The organism is Micromonospora sp. NPDC006766, from assembly GCF_040636055.1.
Lineage (GTDB): Bacteria > Actinomycetota > Actinomycetes > Mycobacteriales > Micromonosporaceae > Micromonospora.
Map to the genome: position 1 here is coordinate 18,153 of NZ_JBEYIX010000021.1, position 15,498 is coordinate 33,650.

Annotated in this window: 17 protein-coding genes; 2 read left to right on the forward strand and 15 right to left on the reverse strand. The window is 70.8% G+C overall.

Features of this window, described 5'->3' with window-relative positions:
• Positions 1-263: 263 nt before the first annotated feature.
• Entirely contained in the window at positions 264-752 is a 489-nt protein-coding gene (locus ABZ671_RS18520; RefSeq protein ID WP_357859094.1) for a hypothetical protein, read from the forward strand.
• On the opposite strand, the gene ABZ671_RS18525 is transcribed toward ABZ671_RS18520, so the two are convergent.
• Positions 734-1,060, reverse strand: coding sequence for a hypothetical protein (locus tag ABZ671_RS18525; RefSeq protein WP_357859097.1), 327 nt, complete (start codon positions 1,058-1,060; stop codon positions 734-736). The genes ABZ671_RS18520 and ABZ671_RS18525 overlap by 19 nt on opposite strands.
• A gap of 37 nt (positions 1,061-1,097) precedes the next feature.
• Positions 1,098-1,493, reverse strand: coding sequence for a hypothetical protein (locus ABZ671_RS18530; protein ID WP_357859100.1), 396 nt, complete (start codon positions 1,491-1,493; stop codon positions 1,098-1,100).
• A 115-nt stretch (positions 1,494-1,608) separates the two neighbouring features.
• Between ABZ671_RS18530 and ABZ671_RS18535 the strand changes: the two genes are divergently transcribed.
• Positions 1,609-2,034, forward strand: a complete 426-nt coding sequence (locus ABZ671_RS18535) for a hypothetical protein (protein ID WP_357859103.1) — start codon at positions 1,609-1,611, stop codon at positions 2,032-2,034.
• On the opposite strand, the gene ABZ671_RS18540 is transcribed toward ABZ671_RS18535, so the two are convergent.
• The 13 genes from ABZ671_RS18540 to ABZ671_RS18600 form a co-directional block, all read right to left on the reverse strand.
• On the reverse strand, positions 2,031-4,034 hold the full coding sequence (locus tag ABZ671_RS18540) for a tail fiber domain-containing protein (RefSeq protein WP_357859106.1): 2,004 nt from the start codon (positions 4,032-4,034) through the stop codon (positions 2,031-2,033). The genes ABZ671_RS18535 and ABZ671_RS18540 overlap by 4 nt on opposite strands.
• Positions 4,035-4,051: 17 nt before the next feature.
• Complete coding sequence (locus ABZ671_RS18545; protein ID WP_357859108.1) at positions 4,052-5,464, reverse strand: hypothetical protein; 1,413 nt, start codon at positions 5,462-5,464, stop codon at positions 4,052-4,054.
• On the reverse strand, positions 5,464-6,396 hold the full coding sequence (locus ABZ671_RS18550; RefSeq protein ID WP_357859111.1) for a hypothetical protein: 933 nt from the start codon (positions 6,394-6,396) through the stop codon (positions 5,464-5,466). The genes ABZ671_RS18545 and ABZ671_RS18550 overlap by 1 nt, the downstream gene beginning before the upstream one ends.
• Positions 6,397-6,431: 35 nt before the next feature.
• Entirely contained in the window at positions 6,432-7,331 is a 900-nt protein-coding gene (locus tag ABZ671_RS18555; RefSeq protein ID WP_357859114.1) for a hypothetical protein, read from the reverse strand.
• Positions 7,324-10,635, reverse strand: coding sequence for a hypothetical protein (locus ABZ671_RS18560; protein ID WP_357859117.1), 3,312 nt, complete (start codon positions 10,633-10,635; stop codon positions 7,324-7,326). Before ABZ671_RS18560 ends, ABZ671_RS18555 begins: the two co-directional genes overlap by 8 nt.
• A gap of 273 nt (positions 10,636-10,908) precedes the next feature.
• On the reverse strand, positions 10,909-11,421 hold the full coding sequence (locus tag ABZ671_RS18565) for a hypothetical protein (protein ID WP_357859121.1): 513 nt from the start codon (positions 11,419-11,421) through the stop codon (positions 10,909-10,911).
• 47 nt (positions 11,422-11,468) lie between these two features.
• On the reverse strand, positions 11,469-12,047 hold the full coding sequence (locus ABZ671_RS18570) for a hypothetical protein (RefSeq protein WP_357859124.1): 579 nt from the start codon (positions 12,045-12,047) through the stop codon (positions 11,469-11,471).
• A gap of 76 nt (positions 12,048-12,123) precedes the next feature.
• On the reverse strand, positions 12,124-12,594 hold the full coding sequence (locus ABZ671_RS18575; RefSeq protein ID WP_357859127.1) for a hypothetical protein: 471 nt from the start codon (positions 12,592-12,594) through the stop codon (positions 12,124-12,126).
• Between the two features lie 84 nt (positions 12,595-12,678).
• Positions 12,679-13,200 (reverse strand): hypothetical protein, encoded by a 522-nt coding sequence (locus ABZ671_RS18580; protein WP_357859130.1) that lies wholly within the window; start codon positions 13,198-13,200, stop codon positions 12,679-12,681.
• Positions 13,197-13,553, reverse strand: coding sequence for a hypothetical protein (locus ABZ671_RS18585; protein ID WP_357859133.1), 357 nt, complete (start codon positions 13,551-13,553; stop codon positions 13,197-13,199). The genes ABZ671_RS18580 and ABZ671_RS18585 overlap by 4 nt, the downstream gene beginning before the upstream one ends.
• Positions 13,554-13,733: 180 nt before the next feature.
• Complete coding sequence (locus tag ABZ671_RS18590) at positions 13,734-14,336, reverse strand: hypothetical protein (RefSeq protein WP_357859135.1); 603 nt, start codon at positions 14,334-14,336, stop codon at positions 13,734-13,736.
• A gap of 3 nt (positions 14,337-14,339) precedes the next feature.
• Complete coding sequence (locus ABZ671_RS18595) at positions 14,340-14,864, reverse strand: hypothetical protein (protein WP_357859138.1); 525 nt, start codon at positions 14,862-14,864, stop codon at positions 14,340-14,342.
• Positions 14,865-14,920: 56 nt separating this feature from the next.
• Positions 14,921-15,163 carry an HNH endonuclease gene (locus ABZ671_RS18600; RefSeq protein WP_357859142.1) on the reverse strand — a complete coding sequence of 81 codons (243 nt, stop codon included), beginning with the start codon at positions 15,161-15,163 and terminating at the stop codon, positions 14,921-14,923.
• Between the last annotated feature and the right edge of the window lie 335 nt (positions 15,164-15,498).

Genomic DNA, 15,498 nt, shown 5'->3' on the forward strand with positions numbered 1-15,498 from the left:
AGTCAGGCCGCGCACTCCCGTGCGCGGCCTGACAAAAACGGAAGGCCAACCCAGGTGAGCTGAGATCGTCATCGCGGGAGCGAACCGCTCAGACCTCGCACAACGGTGCGGTGGAGACCCCATTGCCCAGAAGGCTCAGAAGGTGCCGCAGCCGCCGTGTTTCTCGCCGGTTGGCCTTTCCATCACCCATGGTACGGCACCACCCCTGACAGCAACTACGCTGAGCCGACCAACGACACGCCGACAGAAAGGGAGGGCCCAGGTTGAGCGACCCCCGGCGCCTCGCCGAGATCGCCGCCACCGACGACCGCGGCTTCCTCATGGAGCTGCTCCGTCACCTGGACCGGCCCACCCCCGACACCATCGCCCTCTTCCGCAGCGACGTCCTGCGCCGCCGCACCCGCAAGGCCATCGGCGAGCTCCTGATAATGGCCGACCAGCACGACCGCAAGGGCGCACCCGAGCAGACCCGCGCCAAGTGGCGGGCCGTCCGCACAGCAGCCCGCGCCGAACGGGAAGCCCTCCAGGCCCTGCCACCCGAGGGCGCCGGGCCGCGCCGGCGCGCGCTCGAGCGCCTCGGCCAGGAACACCCGGACGAACTGAAGGCGCTCCGGGCCGGCCCGGTCGCGAAGAACGCCCGCCGGAGCCTGCTGGAGCAGATCGCCGCGCGCCACCCCGTCCGCATGATCGAACTGCTGCGGGAAGAGCGGACGCGCGGCGAGTCCGACACCGGTCAGGTCGCCAGGTCGTAGTCCTCACGCCGGCTGGTCGCCCGCTCCACCGCCCCGGCCACCTTCGACAGCACGGTCTTGTACGCGGCGTGCGACGCGACCGCCACAACGGCGGCCACCTGCAGAACGGTCATGCCGTCACCGATCGACCCGTCGGCGAGGCAGCCGACCACACCGAGCGCGACGGCCACGACGATCGCCACCGCCTGCCGGGCGGTCGCCGACCAGCGCGGCTGGTTGACGACCGACACGAGCAGCGGGTTGATGACGCCGAGCAGCAGCGCCCACGACGGGGTGTCCAGCACCCACGAGAAGAGGTTGACATCCATGCCGCCACGATCGGCCCTGGTGGGGTTAGCGTCCCGGTCAGCGGGCCTCGACCCGAGCGGCGCCGCTGAGCTGGGCTACCTCCCGCTCCAGGTGCTGGATCCGCTCGGTCTGCTCGCTGATCACCTCGGTCTGCCGCTGGATCAGCTCACTCTGAGCCGCGATCTGCCGGCCCTGGGCGGCCATCTGCTCGATCAGCGCGTCGACCTTGCGACCCAGCTTCGCCACCGTGTCCTCGGCCTGCCGGCGTAGCCGCATCTGCTGGTCCAGCTTCGCCTGGGTCTCCTCGTGATCCGCCGCTTCCTGCTTGTAGCGGGCGTCCGCCGCGTCGAGCTGGCCGCGGTCGTGGCCGATCATCCGCGCCAGGATGACCACCGCCGTCGCGAACGTGCCGAACGCGCCGAGGCCGGGTAGCAGCCCCACTAGCTGTGACACGTCCACCCGTAACCCCCGCGACCCCCGCAACCCGGACCGCGTCACCGTAGGGTCGATCTGCCCCTTGCGTCCTCACGGACCGTGCCGGGTTGTCATCACCCCGCATAATCGCCCGGTGACCACCCTCCATCGGAGACCCCGCACCGCGTCCGCGCCCCACAGGTACGCGGTGACCGCAGCCGTCCTCGCCGCCGGCGCCGTCACCCTGGCCGCGGTCGCCCCCGAACCGGTGGCAGCCACCAAACCTCCGACCCGCGTGCTGCTGATCGTGCAGCCCACCGTCAGCGCGGCGGCCGCCATCTACCTCACCGACGGCAGCATCATCGAGCCGGCGCCCATCGGGCGAGAGATCGAGTTCACCGAGCAGCTGGCCGGTGTGCAGATATTTCTGCGTGCCCCCGAGGGTGGGGTAGAGGTCAGCCAGCCCGGTGTCGATCTGCCGCTACGGGCGACCGCCGCCTTCTGCGCGATCGTCATCGACGGTCGAGTGGTCGACCAGTCCGGGCCCGCCGACCTCGCCTCCTGCCGGTGGGACCGCTAGCGGCCTTCCAGCTCGGCCACCCGAGCGGCCAGCTCGGCGAGCCGCCGGTCCTGATCCTGGACCAGTAGCAACAGCGCGGCGCAGAACCGGTCGTACTGCAAGGCGTCCGGCTCACCGTCCGCGTCGTACGTCACCAGCTCGGCCAAGCCGAGGTCGTGCACCTCCTCGGCGACGAACCCGCAGTAGAAGCGGGCACTGTCGCCCTGCTCGTCCACCTCGCTCTTGTCACGGAACCGGCGCGGGCGAAGCCGCCGCAGCGCCTCCAGGTCCAAGCCCAAGTCCTCGACGTCGGTCTTGTACTGGAGTGACGACGTGGACCGGTACAACTGGTAGGTGGCGGAGTCGATCACCGCGTTCGCGGCGGTGGCCGTGGTCGCGTTGGTCCTCAACCGGATTGACCCGAACGTGCTGCTGCCGGCGCGCGGGCCGATGATCGCTTCGCCGCCGTTGGGCCCGTCCAGCCAGACCCGGTTGCCCGCCGAGCCCGCGCCGGCGTTGTCCGCGTAGATCACGTAGCCCTCGTTGAGGGTGATTTGCTTAGCGGCGGCGCTGCGCGGCGTGGAGATTTCCAGCCCGCCGGCCGGGGTGAACTTGAAGGTAGAGATCGCGGTCACCGGATCGGTCCAGCAGACCGCCTTCCACGAATAGTCCGTGTCCTCCGCGATGAGGCTGGTGCCGGCCGCGCCGCTGGTGCCGGCCGGGCCGCGGATCTGGAATCGCCTCTTGCCGCCAGTGATTCCGGCGGCTTGGATGACCGGCTCATCCCAGCCCCGGCCCAGTAGGTCCCACTTGATGCTTGCAACCGCGCCGCCCTCGTACGCGGTCTCGCCCATCTCCACCCGAGGCGCCGAGCTGCGGGTGTAGAACGTCCCGCCGGTGATCACCTTGCCCGTGATCGCGTTCGCGGACAGCTTGTCCGCTGTGATCGCCCCGTCAGCGATGGACACCGCGGCCACCGATCCGGCCGGGACGATGTCCACCGCTACCAGGTCGACCTCAGCGGTGCCGTTGCCGTTCGGGAAGTTGAGATACAGCAGCGGCCGTAAATACCTGGTGCCGTTGACGGCTACGCCCGGGTTGTTCGGGTCGGCACGGGGCGTGCCGGTGCCGGTCGCCCCGGTGCCACGCAGGTACCCCGTGTATTCCTGCCACCCGCCGCCGGCGACGAGGGTGGCTCCCTGTGCAGCGATGTAGTGGCCGCTGGCCGGGTCGGTACCGGTGATGGCTCCGGAAATGTTGATGTAGGTCGCCCCGTCGGCGGACACCGCCGCGAAACCGGCGTACACCCGCGACGCGGTGGTGTCACCGGTCGGCGCGACCGTCTGCCGCACCCGCACCTTGACCCGGTACAACGCCGTCGGATCGAAAGGGATGAGCGGCATTCGTACAAGGCCGTTGACGGCGCCGACCGCCCGGATCACCGTCCCACCGGACACCGAATCGACAACCGGCTGCACGGTGAGACTGCCAAGGATCTGGTTGGCCTGCCAGTCGGCCAGGTCCCCGCACGCGTCGTACACCCGCGTCGCGAGCGCCTGCTGCCCGCCGACGGTCAGCTTCTCCGTGGTGATCGCCCCGGCGGCGATCTTCCCGGCCGTGACCGCGTTGGTGGCGATCTTGTCTGCCGTGACCGCGTTCGCCTCGATCGCCTCGGCCGTGATCGCCGCGGCGGCCAGCTCCCGCGCGGTGATCGTACCGGCCTCGATCTTGTCGGCCGTGACCGCGTTTGCGGTCAACTTCGGCGTCGAGATCGCATCATCCGAGATGTCGGTTTCGGTGATCGTGCCGGCGGGCAGGTCCAAATCCTGCGCGACGACGATCCCACCGTTGACGCCGGCCACCGTGTAGGTGCCGTCGCCCTGGTCGCCGATCAGCAGCACCGGGTTGCCGTCAGGGTCAAACACGGCCAGCTGCCCGGCCTCGATACTCGAATGCGCGAGCTGCGAGCCCCGCTCGACTGCGGTCAGCCGCTGCTCGACCCCAGCCAGCTGGTCCGCCAATTCGTTGATCGGATCCATCATCCTGCCCCGTACGTGAATCGGTCGGCCCGCTGCAGGGCCAGCCGCACCTTGTGCTCTCCGACCAGGGACGAGCCGATGATCCGCGACCAGATCGACACCTCACCGGCCCACGGGGTCACCGCCTGCACGAGGATGTCGTCGCCCGGCTGCCAGGCCCCGATGCGTGCGTTCGGGTGGTCTATCACCTCAATTTCGGTGATTTCCGTCAGGCCCTGCCGGCGCACCAGCTCGTCGCGGCACAGCATGTCGAGGCGGCTGCCGGACGTGCAGCTCTTGTCGGAGTACACGGCCACCCGCCGCAGCCGTCCATCTATGACCGGCAGACGGGTGTGTACGAGCGTGCGGCCCTCACCGGCGCCGAGCCCGAGCAGCTCGTTGGCGTAAATGTCGCCGTCCCGCTGGACGGGCACGACCGAGATCACGTTGTCGCCTTGCACGAACGCGAGGTCGTCGCGGCGGCGGCCGAGACGCGGGTAGCCGATCCGGATCCGGTGCACGATGGTGTCCCCAGGCCCCCAGGCGACATCCTCCGCCCAGTCGAACGGCGTCTCTGCCGCGAGGGCCGCGAACTCCCGCCCGCAGTCCTTCGCCTCCCACCACGCCAACAAGTACGGCTCCGGGGGCACTGCCGCCACCGTCCGCAGTTGAGTGCCCTGGTGCTTGACGAGGGTGCCCGAGCGGTGGGTGGTGGCGGCGCTGGTCCCGTAGCCGCGCTGAAGACCCGTCAGCTTCGTCCCCGAACGGCCGGTCACCCGCATGGTCTCCGCGCCTACGGTCACCAGGTATGGGGGTGTCAGCTGCCCGTACGCGCCCAACGCGGCCAGGGTGAGACTGCTGGCCTTCTCGTCGATGTTGTCCTTCAGCTTCGCCTCAGCCGACGGCTCGATCGCGCTGGCCGGCACGGAGTCCTTCCGCACCCACTTCCCGCCAATGAAAGCCTCCTGGTAGGAGGGGATGCCAGGTTTGCCGAGCCTGATGGGGCTGGTCGTGCCGTCCAGCACGACGCCGAGGTTGCCGTTCGGGTAGGACTGGAGATGCCGCCAAATCTCCCGCGCCGCGTCGATCGGGTCGACACCCACCCGCGAGTACTCGCCCATGTACGGCATGGCGTGCGCGTATGCGGACACCCCAGCGGCCTCGATCTTCCACTCAGGGCCTTCGAACCGGGAGCGGACCACGATGCCACCCCATCGCAGCTGCCCGTCCGCTTCGGCGAACAGCTCCGTGCCCCACTCCTGGATCAGCAGCTGACCGTCCGGGGCGCGCAGCTGCCCAATGTCGGGGCTGATGGTGCCGCGCAGCGACCCCGACCGGCGCAACCCCCACGTCAGCTCGTCCCGGTGCACGGGCAAATCCAAGTCGAGGATCTCGCCGGTCAGCACCCGCCGGGCGATGTACCTCCAACCCATCAGGGCCGCTCAACGAACTCGTAGTCGATGGTGATGATTGACTGGTAGTCGGCCTGGTAGGTGCCGTTCCCGCCGGAACGCATCCCGGCCGCGGCGATGGTGCGGCTGGTGCCCCGATGCGCGGCGGGGATGGTGTGCTCGCCGGCCACCGCGTAGTAGCCGCGACCGGCCGCCGTCTCGATCAGGACGCCGTTCTCGGGCGAGTAGTCGGTGCCGTTGTAGACGGTCTTCAGGCCAGCGGTCGTGGGCGTGCTGGATCCGGGGATGTGCTGGATGCCCTGCAACGTGATGTGGACCCGCACATGCGTCGCCCACACCGGCACATCCACGCTGATCTGCGACGCGGCCGGCCACAGCGTGTACGCCGCCGGCATGTTGTTGTCCGCCACGGGGAACTTCACCACCATGTCCCGGTCGCGGCGCGGGTTCGCGATTTTCCGCAGGTCGGTGATCATCGCCTGGGTGACGGTGCCCGTCGAGGCGGGAAGGTCAACCCGGGCCAGCGCGATCCCCGACATGCCGAGGTTCAGGTCGGTGAGCCGCTTGGTGGTCGACGGCACGCCCGGGATGACCCGCGTCCTGATGTACGGGCCGACGGTCGGGTCGGACGGGTTCGGCCACGGTTCCCCGGCCAGCCACGGGTCTTCCACCCGCGCGATCACCAGATCAGAGCGGCCCGCTCCGGAGCCGGTCGCGGCGATACCCGCCGTGTCCTGGGTGGGGAGACGGCCAGCGTACGCCTGGTGCAGCTGCCCCGTAGCGCGGCACAGGATCGCGCACGCGCCCGGGTCGACCGTCACGGACCCGCCCGGCACGGGCAGCGACTTAACCTTCAGGTCGTCCACCCCGATAATGCCCTCATTACCGCGGAAGGCCACGTAGGCGAGGAGCCTGGCCACCTCGGCGGAGTGCGACGCGCCGCCTCCGACCATCCACGGCACTGGATCCCAGCCAGCCACTGCGCCCCCTACAGCCCCGCATACGTTTTCTGCCAGGCGAATTTCATCGTGGCGGTGCCGCTAACGTCCTGCCCTCGCAGCACCACCTCCCAGGTGCCCGGCGGCACCTTCGCGTCAGCGAGCCGCACCCCGGTCCGGGGGGTGAGGGCCCCCGCGAACGACGCGCCGTCCTGCCGCAGCACCGTGCGCCGCCACGGCCGGGTGTCGACGGTGATCGACTGCCCGGGTAGCACCGTCGCCGTCAGCGCGAGCGTCCACAGACTGGTCACCTGCACGACCGGGTTGGTGAGCGTGCCGGTGGCGGCGCGGAGGGTGATGACCGGCCACACCGGCAGACTTCCACCAACAACGATCGCGCCCGGGCCAGCGCCGGCGGGCACGGTCGTCAGCGGGGTGGTCAACGGCGCGGTCAGCCCGCCAGACGGCGGCGGCACGAGCGCCACCGTCACCTGCTCCTGCACCGGGTCGTACCACAGGTCGTCCACGGCCGCGAAGTCACACACCACGCGGCTGACCCCATGCTGGGTGTCCTTGCCCGCAGGCGCGAACCTACGCGGCCGCCCGTACGCGACCCGCTGCCGGCCGCCGAGGTTGGCCCGCAGCTCGGCCACCGCCCCCGGGGTGGTGCGGATCGCGTCGCCGCGCCACACCCGCCGCAGCTCCGCTTCCCGGTCCCGCGCCTGCGCCTCGTCGGCGCCGAGGACCAGCAGGTCGAACGTGATGGTCTGCCCGCCGCGGTAGTCGTTGCCGAACCGGCGGCCGTCACCGCGGGGCACGTCTGCGTCGTCGGTGCGCAGCTCGACCGCCCCGACATCGGGTGGTGCCCCGGCGCGGTCCATCACCCCCAGCGCGGCCGTGCCCCAGCTGTACGACACGCCCGGGTAGGTCAGCGTCCACACGTCAGCCACCGGCCACCACGCCTCCCCTGCGGATCACCCGCAGCCTGAACATCAGCTCATCCAGCTGGTCGGCGAAGCTGCCTCCGCCCTGCAACGTCACCTGCCCGATCAGCGGGGAGCCCGCCGCCGCGTCCCCGGCCACCGGCCGGCCGCCGGCCGGCCCGGTCGGGGCCACGGCGGAGGCCCCGACGGCGGTCGCAGTGGCGAGCCGCTCCGCGGCCTTCACCGCGGCGGGGGCGTTCCGGTCGATGCCGATCGTGTAGCCCTGCACGACCCCCTTGCCGATGTTCATGAACACCTTGGACGGGCTTCTGCTCATCAGGGCGTCCTTCGCCCCCTGGATGCCCTTGCCGATCACACCCCGGATCGCGCCGACAGCCCGGTCCGCCATCTGCGTCACGCCGTTGATCAAGCCCTGGATCAGGTCCCGGCCGGCGTCGACCAGCAAGCCGCCCAGGTCACCCAGCCGGCCGGGCAGGCCGGTGATCGTGTCGACGGTGTCGGACACCCCGTCGGACACGGCCTGCCGCACCGTCGACCACATCCGGTCGAACGCGCCGGTCACCCGGGAGTAGGCGTCCCCCACGATTTCGCCGAGCCGGTCGGGTAGCTCGGTGACGAACCCGACCACCGTGTCGACGCCGGTCGAGAACAGATCCTGCGCCTGGTCCCAGAGGTCCTGCACGATCGCCGAGACCTGGCCTGGCAGCTCTTCGAACCATGCGACTACGGCGTCCACGCCGTCAGCCACCGCCGTGCCCAGGTCCGTCAGGGCCTCGGTTGCCCGGTCCGGCAGGTCGACCAGGAAGCCGATCACCAGGCCGACGCCGTAGCCCACCCAGTACGCCATCTCGCCGGCGGCGTCCTCGAAGAACGCCGCCACCTGGCCCGGCAAGTCGGACAGGGCCTCACCGATCCGCCCTGGCAGGGCAGCGAACCACTCGCCCGCGCTGTCGAGCCAGCCGGGCAGGGTCTCGGTGAAGAAATCACCGATCGCGCCGGCCGCGTCCTCGACAGCCTGGCCAGCGTCGGAAAAGAAATCGCCGACGGCGGAGGCGGCATCGGACAGCCACTGGTTGAAGGCGTCGCCAGCGTCCAGCATGCCGGTGATGAGATCGGCTACCGTGGATATCGGTTCGGCCAGCCCGAACAGCCAGGGGAGGAGCTTGATCGCCAGCAGACCCATCTGCATCAACTGCGGCAGGAACGGGATGATCGCGACCACGAGCTCCGTGAACGCCTCCGCCAGTCGGAGGCCCGCATCGACCATGTCGGGCAGCTGCGGCGCTACCGCCAACAGCGCGTCGAGGAACGCACCACTCAAAGCCTCGGCGATCTTGGCAATGGCCGGGACAAGCTCACCGGCTAGCATCGACTGCAGCGCAGGCAGATGCTCCATCAGCTTCGACGCGATGACCTTCGCCAGCTCCACGACCACCGGCACCAGCGGCATGAACGCCTTGGCGATCGCGATACCGGCTTCGGCGGCCGGGCCGAGGCCAGCGGCGATGAGCTCCTCAATGACGGGCAGCAGGGTGGCGGCGACCTCGGTGGCCATCTCGCCGAAAACGCCCAGCAGCGGGCCGGCCTCACGGGCGACGGTGGACAGGATGCCGGCGAGCAGGCTCAGCCCGTTAGCGAGCTGCGCACCCAACATCGGCAGCAGCGGAGCCAGGGCGACCGCGATGTCCGACAGCGCCTGACCCACCGGCCCGGCCGCGGGGGCCATCAGCCGCAGCCCCTCGGCGAGTGCGTCGACCAGGATGGTCAGCCCAGGCGACAGGGCCGTCGCAAGGTCACCGATGATCCCCGACAGCGGCGCCAGCCCGGCCACTACCGCCTTGACCACCGGGTTGAGCGCCGCCCCGACCTCCGCCAGCCCCTGGAACACGGCGATCAGCGCCTGCTGACCCTCAGCCGAGTTGGCGGCCTCGTTGAGGGTGGACAGCAGCTGCCCCACCATGCCGAACGCGCCGCCGTCCGTGGCCGACTTCGCGGCGTCGAAGACACCCCGCAGGATGCCGACGACGTCGCTGCCCATCTGCCACAGCTGCCCGAGCATGTCCAGGCCGTCTTGGATCCACTGGTGCAGCCGGCCGTCGCTGGCAACCTGGCCGATCTTTTCGGCCCAGCCGGCCGCCCAGCCGGCGAGACCCTCGGAGAGGCCGGGCAGGAACGACGACCCGACGTCGCCGATTTTCAGCAGCGCCAGACCGATCGGGCCGAGCGCGCCCAGCAGGTCACGCGCCGCCCCGGCGGTGTTGTCGAGCATCCCGGCCAGCGACGACGACGCGGCCTTGCTGTCCAGCCAGCTGAGCGCCTCCCGCATCCCACCGTTGAGTTCGGCGGAAATCTCGCCGAGCCCCGTCTTCAACACCGGCAGGTACCGGGCGGCGAGGTCCCGCACCTGGACGTTCAGGCCCTTGAAGAAACGCTCTTGCACGTCCAGGCGGAGCCCGTTCAGGGCGGGCGCGAGCCGGCCCAGCTCCTTCACGAACCGGCGTGCGCTCGGCGACAGCTGGTCCAGCGCGTCGTTGAGTTTTTCCTGCTCGGCGGCGGTCAGCTTCCCGCCGGACGCGAGCGTCGCGTACGCCTTGAACACCTCGCCGACGGCGTCGCCGACTCCGGACAGGGCCAGCTTCACGGTGCCGAGAATGGCAGCGAGCCCGCCGATCGCAGCGGGAGCCAGCCAGACGGCGTTCAGGGCGGTGAGTATGGCGCCTGCGAAGCCCAGGATGTTGGCTGCGGCCCCGGCCGCCGACGCGGCCAGCAGGCCCAGGCCGAGGCCCTTCGCGGCGACCAGCGCGAATTTCCCGGCGGCGGAGGTGGCCTTCTTGAGCTTGGCGTGGAAGTCGCTGGTGTCCGCCTTGACCTTGATCTCGGCCTTGGCGTCCTTGAGCCGGTCAATGGCCCGCCGGGCCGGCTTGGTGTCGGCGTCGACCCGGACCTTGGCTTTCGCCTTGTCCCCGGCCTCCTTGACCGCGCGGCGCATCTCCGTGACCGGGATCTGCACCCCGATCTTCGCCCGGGCCTTTGCCTTCTCCGCCACCTCGCGGACGGCACGCCGGAAGTCAGCGACCGGGATCCTCACCCCGATCTTCGCGGTGATTTTGCTCTTCTCCGAGGCTTCCTTGACGGCGTTGCGCAGCTCGGTCCGCAGCCCGGTCGTCTTGACCTTGACCTGCACCTTGGCCTGGACCTTCGCCGCCGCCTCGTTGACACGGCGGCGAAGGTCCCGCACGAACCCGCGTAGGTCAGCGACGACCGACAGGTCGAGCTGGCCGGCGTCCTCACCCTTCCCCGGCTGCGTCACCGTCCCTGACCACCCTCACTCTGCCGGCAGCGGCCATCGCTGTGGCCATCTGCGCGATACCGACCGAGCCGGGGGGAGGCGCGGGCTTACGCCCTGGTCGAGGGATACGGAGGGGTTCCTTGCGCCGGTGGTCCGACGACAGGACGGACAGCTCTTCCAGCAGCATGGCGAGTAGCTCCCGCTGCTCGTCCCACGGCGGTGTGCCGGGGCGCCGGCGGATCGCCGCGTCCGGGGGCAGGCTGCGGATCAGCGCCCGGACGCGGCGTAGGCCGATCAGTTGCGGGTGCCACGCCGGGAGCCAGATCCGCCGCGCGTCGTAGCCGCGCGCTTCGAGGTCGGCTTCGATGTCGTCCCACCGGTGTCGGAGGAGGGCGACAAGCCCAACGCTTCCCCCAGGCTCACCCCGTACTCCGCCCACGCGGCGCGGCCGAGCCGGAAGTAGGCGTCGAGGCCCGGGCGGGTCTTCAGCCACTCCGCCCATTGCTCCTCACCGAGCAGCTCGGCGAACGCCCGCCGCACCGCACGCAGGGCGCTGGACACCAGGCCCGGGTTACGCTTCAAGATCGGCAGGACGTTCTGCCAGTTCAGGTCGTCGGCCTCGTCGCCGACCACCTGGATGAGCAGTGCGAGCAGGTCGTCCAACTCGCCGTCGAACAGCGGGTCCAGCACCGATGCCGGGAACTCCGGCGGCAGCGTCCACTCCCGCTGGTTGAGGATGAAGACCAGCGGCTCCCCGGCCGCCTCGCGGGCCGGGGCGTTGACGTCGAGGTCGATCACACGGGCCACAGGGGGGCCACCTTTCGAAGTGATGAAGGACAGGCGAAGGGAGAGGGCTAGCTGCCCTGCTCCTCTTCCTCGGGCGCGAACGCCGGGTCGTTGGTGGTCATGAACCAGGCGTCGGTGTCATCCCCACCCAAGATCGACAGCCGCAGCGGCAACTTCGACTCGGGGCTCTTGTTCAGCTCCAGCTCAACCTCGGACTCGTTGAACACGCGGGCCGCGGTGAACCGGTAGTGCTTCGCCCCGTCCTTCACATCGAGGATGGCGATCAGCTCGGCACGGTTCCCGAACGACGGGGGCACGAACTTGTACAACGTCGGCGACGCGGGCACCTTCGTGATGGTGCCGCCACCAAACACGGCCTTGATGTTGTTGCCGTTCCACTGCATCAGGTCGACGTCGATACCGGCCGCGTCGGCGGTCTGGATGACCTTCACCGGGAAGTTCGACTGGTGCGCCATGACCTTCTCGAACTCCGGGCTGACGCGGAAGCGGCAGCTGTCCGGGGTGGTCAGACCCACGTTGAAGAACCCCTCGTCGGGGACGGCCAGGCCGGTGGGCAGGGTCGACCCGAGCACGCCGAGGTACAGGGCGACGTGCTTGGCCTGAACGAGCTGGTTGGGTTGCGTCATCTCACGCCTCGCGCTGCTGGGCCGATCGGGACGACCGCACGCTAGGACCCGCCCGGGGTTAACGTCCCAGCGCAGATCAGGCGTTGTCGGGGTGGGCGATGATCTGCACCGTGTGCGCCCAGCACAGCTGCCCCGTCGCCGGGTCCGGCTGGAGCCGAGCGCTGCCGACCGCGTACGCGTCGACCACCACCGGCCGTCCGGGAATGGACTCCCGGTCCGCAGTCCCCACCAGGTGCTTCACCGCCCGGTACAGCAGCCGCCGCAGCTCCGCCGACCCGGGCCGCCCATCCGGGTGCGCCCACGCCAGCAGAGCTACCTCCCCGGTCACCGACCACAACAACCGGTTGTCATCCCCCCCCGGGGAGGGGCGGATCTGAAGGTGCGGGTAGGGGCCCTCGTTCAGCCCCGACACGTGGGCGGCACCATCGGGTCCGTACTCGGCGAGCACCTCGGTCGCCGAGGCCAGCTCGGCGAGCGCGATGGCCACCGGGTCGACGTCGACCACCGGATCGGTGGTCTCAGCTTCCGCCCGGGTTGTGCGCGCCATCGGGTGCCTCCAGGTGCTCGACGGCCCGCACGATAGGCACCGCCGCCGGCTAGCGTCCCTGGCCGCTGCCCGCCGAGTCTGCCATCAGCGGCGGCGCAGCCGCCGGGCTATCTCCGCGAGGGCGCGGCCCATGAACCGGGCGGCGTCGTCCTTGTCGGTGCCGAACTCGCTGTCGACCACGCGGTGGCCGTGGCAGGTGACGTGCCCCTCCACCCGGGAGCCGGACACCTTTACCGGGTGGGCGTGGATGTTGCGGGCGATCCCGTCCGGGTCCTTCACGGCCTCGCACCGGCAGTTCGCGGTCAGGCCCGGCGTGCCTTCCGGATCACGGGGCTTCCGCAGCTGCTGGTGCGGGCCGGCACCGTAGTGATGCTGGTCGTACTCCGGCGACTTCACCACGAACCGCAGGTTGTCCGGCACCTCCTGGCCGTGCGCCTCCCGATGCTCAGGCCGTACCACCGCGTCACCTTTCGACACCCACACTTTCGTCGGCGGCGCGTTCCGCTGCGCAGCGTCGGCCACCTGGTCGGTGATGTGCTGCACCTTCGGGGCGATCATCCGGGCGATCGCCGCCTCCAAACCCTGCTTCGGCCGGTACCGGGTCACACCACGCTCCTCACCGGGTAGCCGCGGTCCACGTCCGGCGGGTCCTGCATCGCCGTGACCGCCACATAGTCGACGTCCGGGTGTCCGGGCACCTGCTGGAGCAGGGGAGTGCCGGTCACCACCCAGCGGCGGCCGTCCCCGGCCCGGCTGATCGTGTCCCCGGCCGCGACCGGCCACAAAGCCGGGTCCAGTCGCAGCGTCCACGACCCGTCCAGATGCCGCGCCGCAGCCCCGTCCACCGGCGCGGTCGGGGCCGGTGGCTCAGCGGGTATCGGCGTGCCGTGAGCGTCCCGGCCCTGCGGGTGCGCCTGCCGCAGCAGGGCGTACCGGCCGTCCGGCAGCAGCACCGCCATCAACCCACCCGTTGTCCTAGGACGCGCCAGAGAGCGCGGCTGGAAGCACGCTGTCGGACGGCGAGCCCGGCCCCCGTGAAACCGGGCCCGCCACCAACACCTCCACCGCGTGGAGGAACGACCCCCCCGGATCGTGGCCGCACAGTATCCGCCGCCGCCGGATAGCGTCCCGCCGCAAGATCACAACACGTACGGCCAGGTAGCAGCCTCACCCGGCACCGACACCTCGGAGTCCGGCCGCTGCCACGCCAACCCGTCCGCGCTACGCCACATGTCCATGCTCGACATCGGCGGCACTCCCGCCGTCGGCGCGGCAGCAGCACCCGGGATCGGCTCGTACGACACCGACTGGCCCTCCGCGCTGACCGACCGCACCTCCCGACCAGACGAGCCCACCAGGCGGCGCACCGCCGGGTGCACCTGCGCAGCAGCGGCGACCCATTCCCGGATCGCCCCGTACTGCGGCTCCCGCGCATCCAACCCGGTCTCGTACACCACCGTGTAGTAGCCGGTCTCCTCCCCGGCACCGCCGGTCTCAGCGGTGACGGACACGATGCGGGTCGGGGTGTGCTGTAACGGCCAACCGGCCGGCAACGCCCGCACACCCCGCTGCGTGAGCTGCAACGGGGAGACGAACCGCCGCAGATGCCCCTCGGCGGCGACGGTGGCGGCCCGGATCGCCGCCTCCACCGCGAACTGCACCTGCTCGTCCGCCGGGTCCAGCCCGGCGAGCCGGGCCACCCGGTCGACCGGAACGATCAGCGGCGGCAACGGCGACGTCACAGGTCAGCGCTCGACGGCGGCGCGGGCCTTGGCGATGGCCTCCTGGGCGGTCGCCCGGGTGACCTCCATGCCCAGCGGGAAGGCGAGGGACATCAGCTCGGTCTTCGAGCCGCCGCGCCGCACCAGCGCGTTCGCCCGCACTCGCGCGGTGACGACGGTGCCGACACCGGACATGTCGAACAGGTCGTCCGGGTCGATCGGTGCGCCCTTGTCGTCCACGTAGCCGAGGAACGCGTCCACGTCGCCCGGCACGACGGGCAGCGGCGCGACCAGCGGCGCGGCCGGCGCCGTGTTCGGCGCTGCGGTGGGCGGGGCCAGCGGCGCAGCGGCCGGCTGCGGTGCCACGTCGGGCACGGCCTGCGGCGGCGCGGCGGGCGGGGCCAGCGGCGCGGCGTCGGCCGCGGCGGCTTCCGGTGCCGCCGGGACGGTCGCCTCCGGGGCTGCCGGGCCGCCGGTCTCGGGGGTCTGGTCGGTCTCCTCCGGGCTGGCTGGCGCGGTGGCCTTCCTGGTGCTGCTGCGGCTGCTCATGCGGGTCTCCTGCGGACGGTGACGGATCGCCCCGCACCGTAGGGGCCGCAGCCGCCTTACGTCCCCGCGAGCGGCGTCAACTCCGGCGCGTGCTCGGCGTACCGCGCCCGCTCATCCTCCGTGCCGTACAGCGCCAGCATCTCCCGGGCGAACGCCACCTTGTCCTCGACCCGTTGCCCGGGCGGCTGCTTCTTCGTCCACAGCTCCAGGTTCTCCGGCCGGTTGTCATGCCGGACACCATTGAGGTGGTGCACGTTCTCCTCCGGCAGCAGTTCCCGGTCGAGGAGGGTCTGCACCACCCACCGGTGCTCGAAGATGCGCCGTCCCGGCCGTTGGGGGTGGGGAATGACGCGGTACCCGTTCCGGTTGAGAGTGCCGGCTCCGTCCGGGGCCTTATCTGGAATCAGGTCAGCCCAGTTCGACTGTCCGGACAGGCGGCGGGTGTAGTGGGTGCGACACAGGCCATCGGTCAGTGCTGGCCGTGGGCACGGCCGTGCCTCGCACGGTCCGCCCTTCGGCTTGGGCTTGCGAATCGGGGTCAGCGGCAGACCCTTGCGCTGCTGGTAGTAGTGGCCGTCGCAGAGCCCAGCGGACTTGATCGGTTTCCCGCACTCAGGGCCGCCGCACGTTCCCT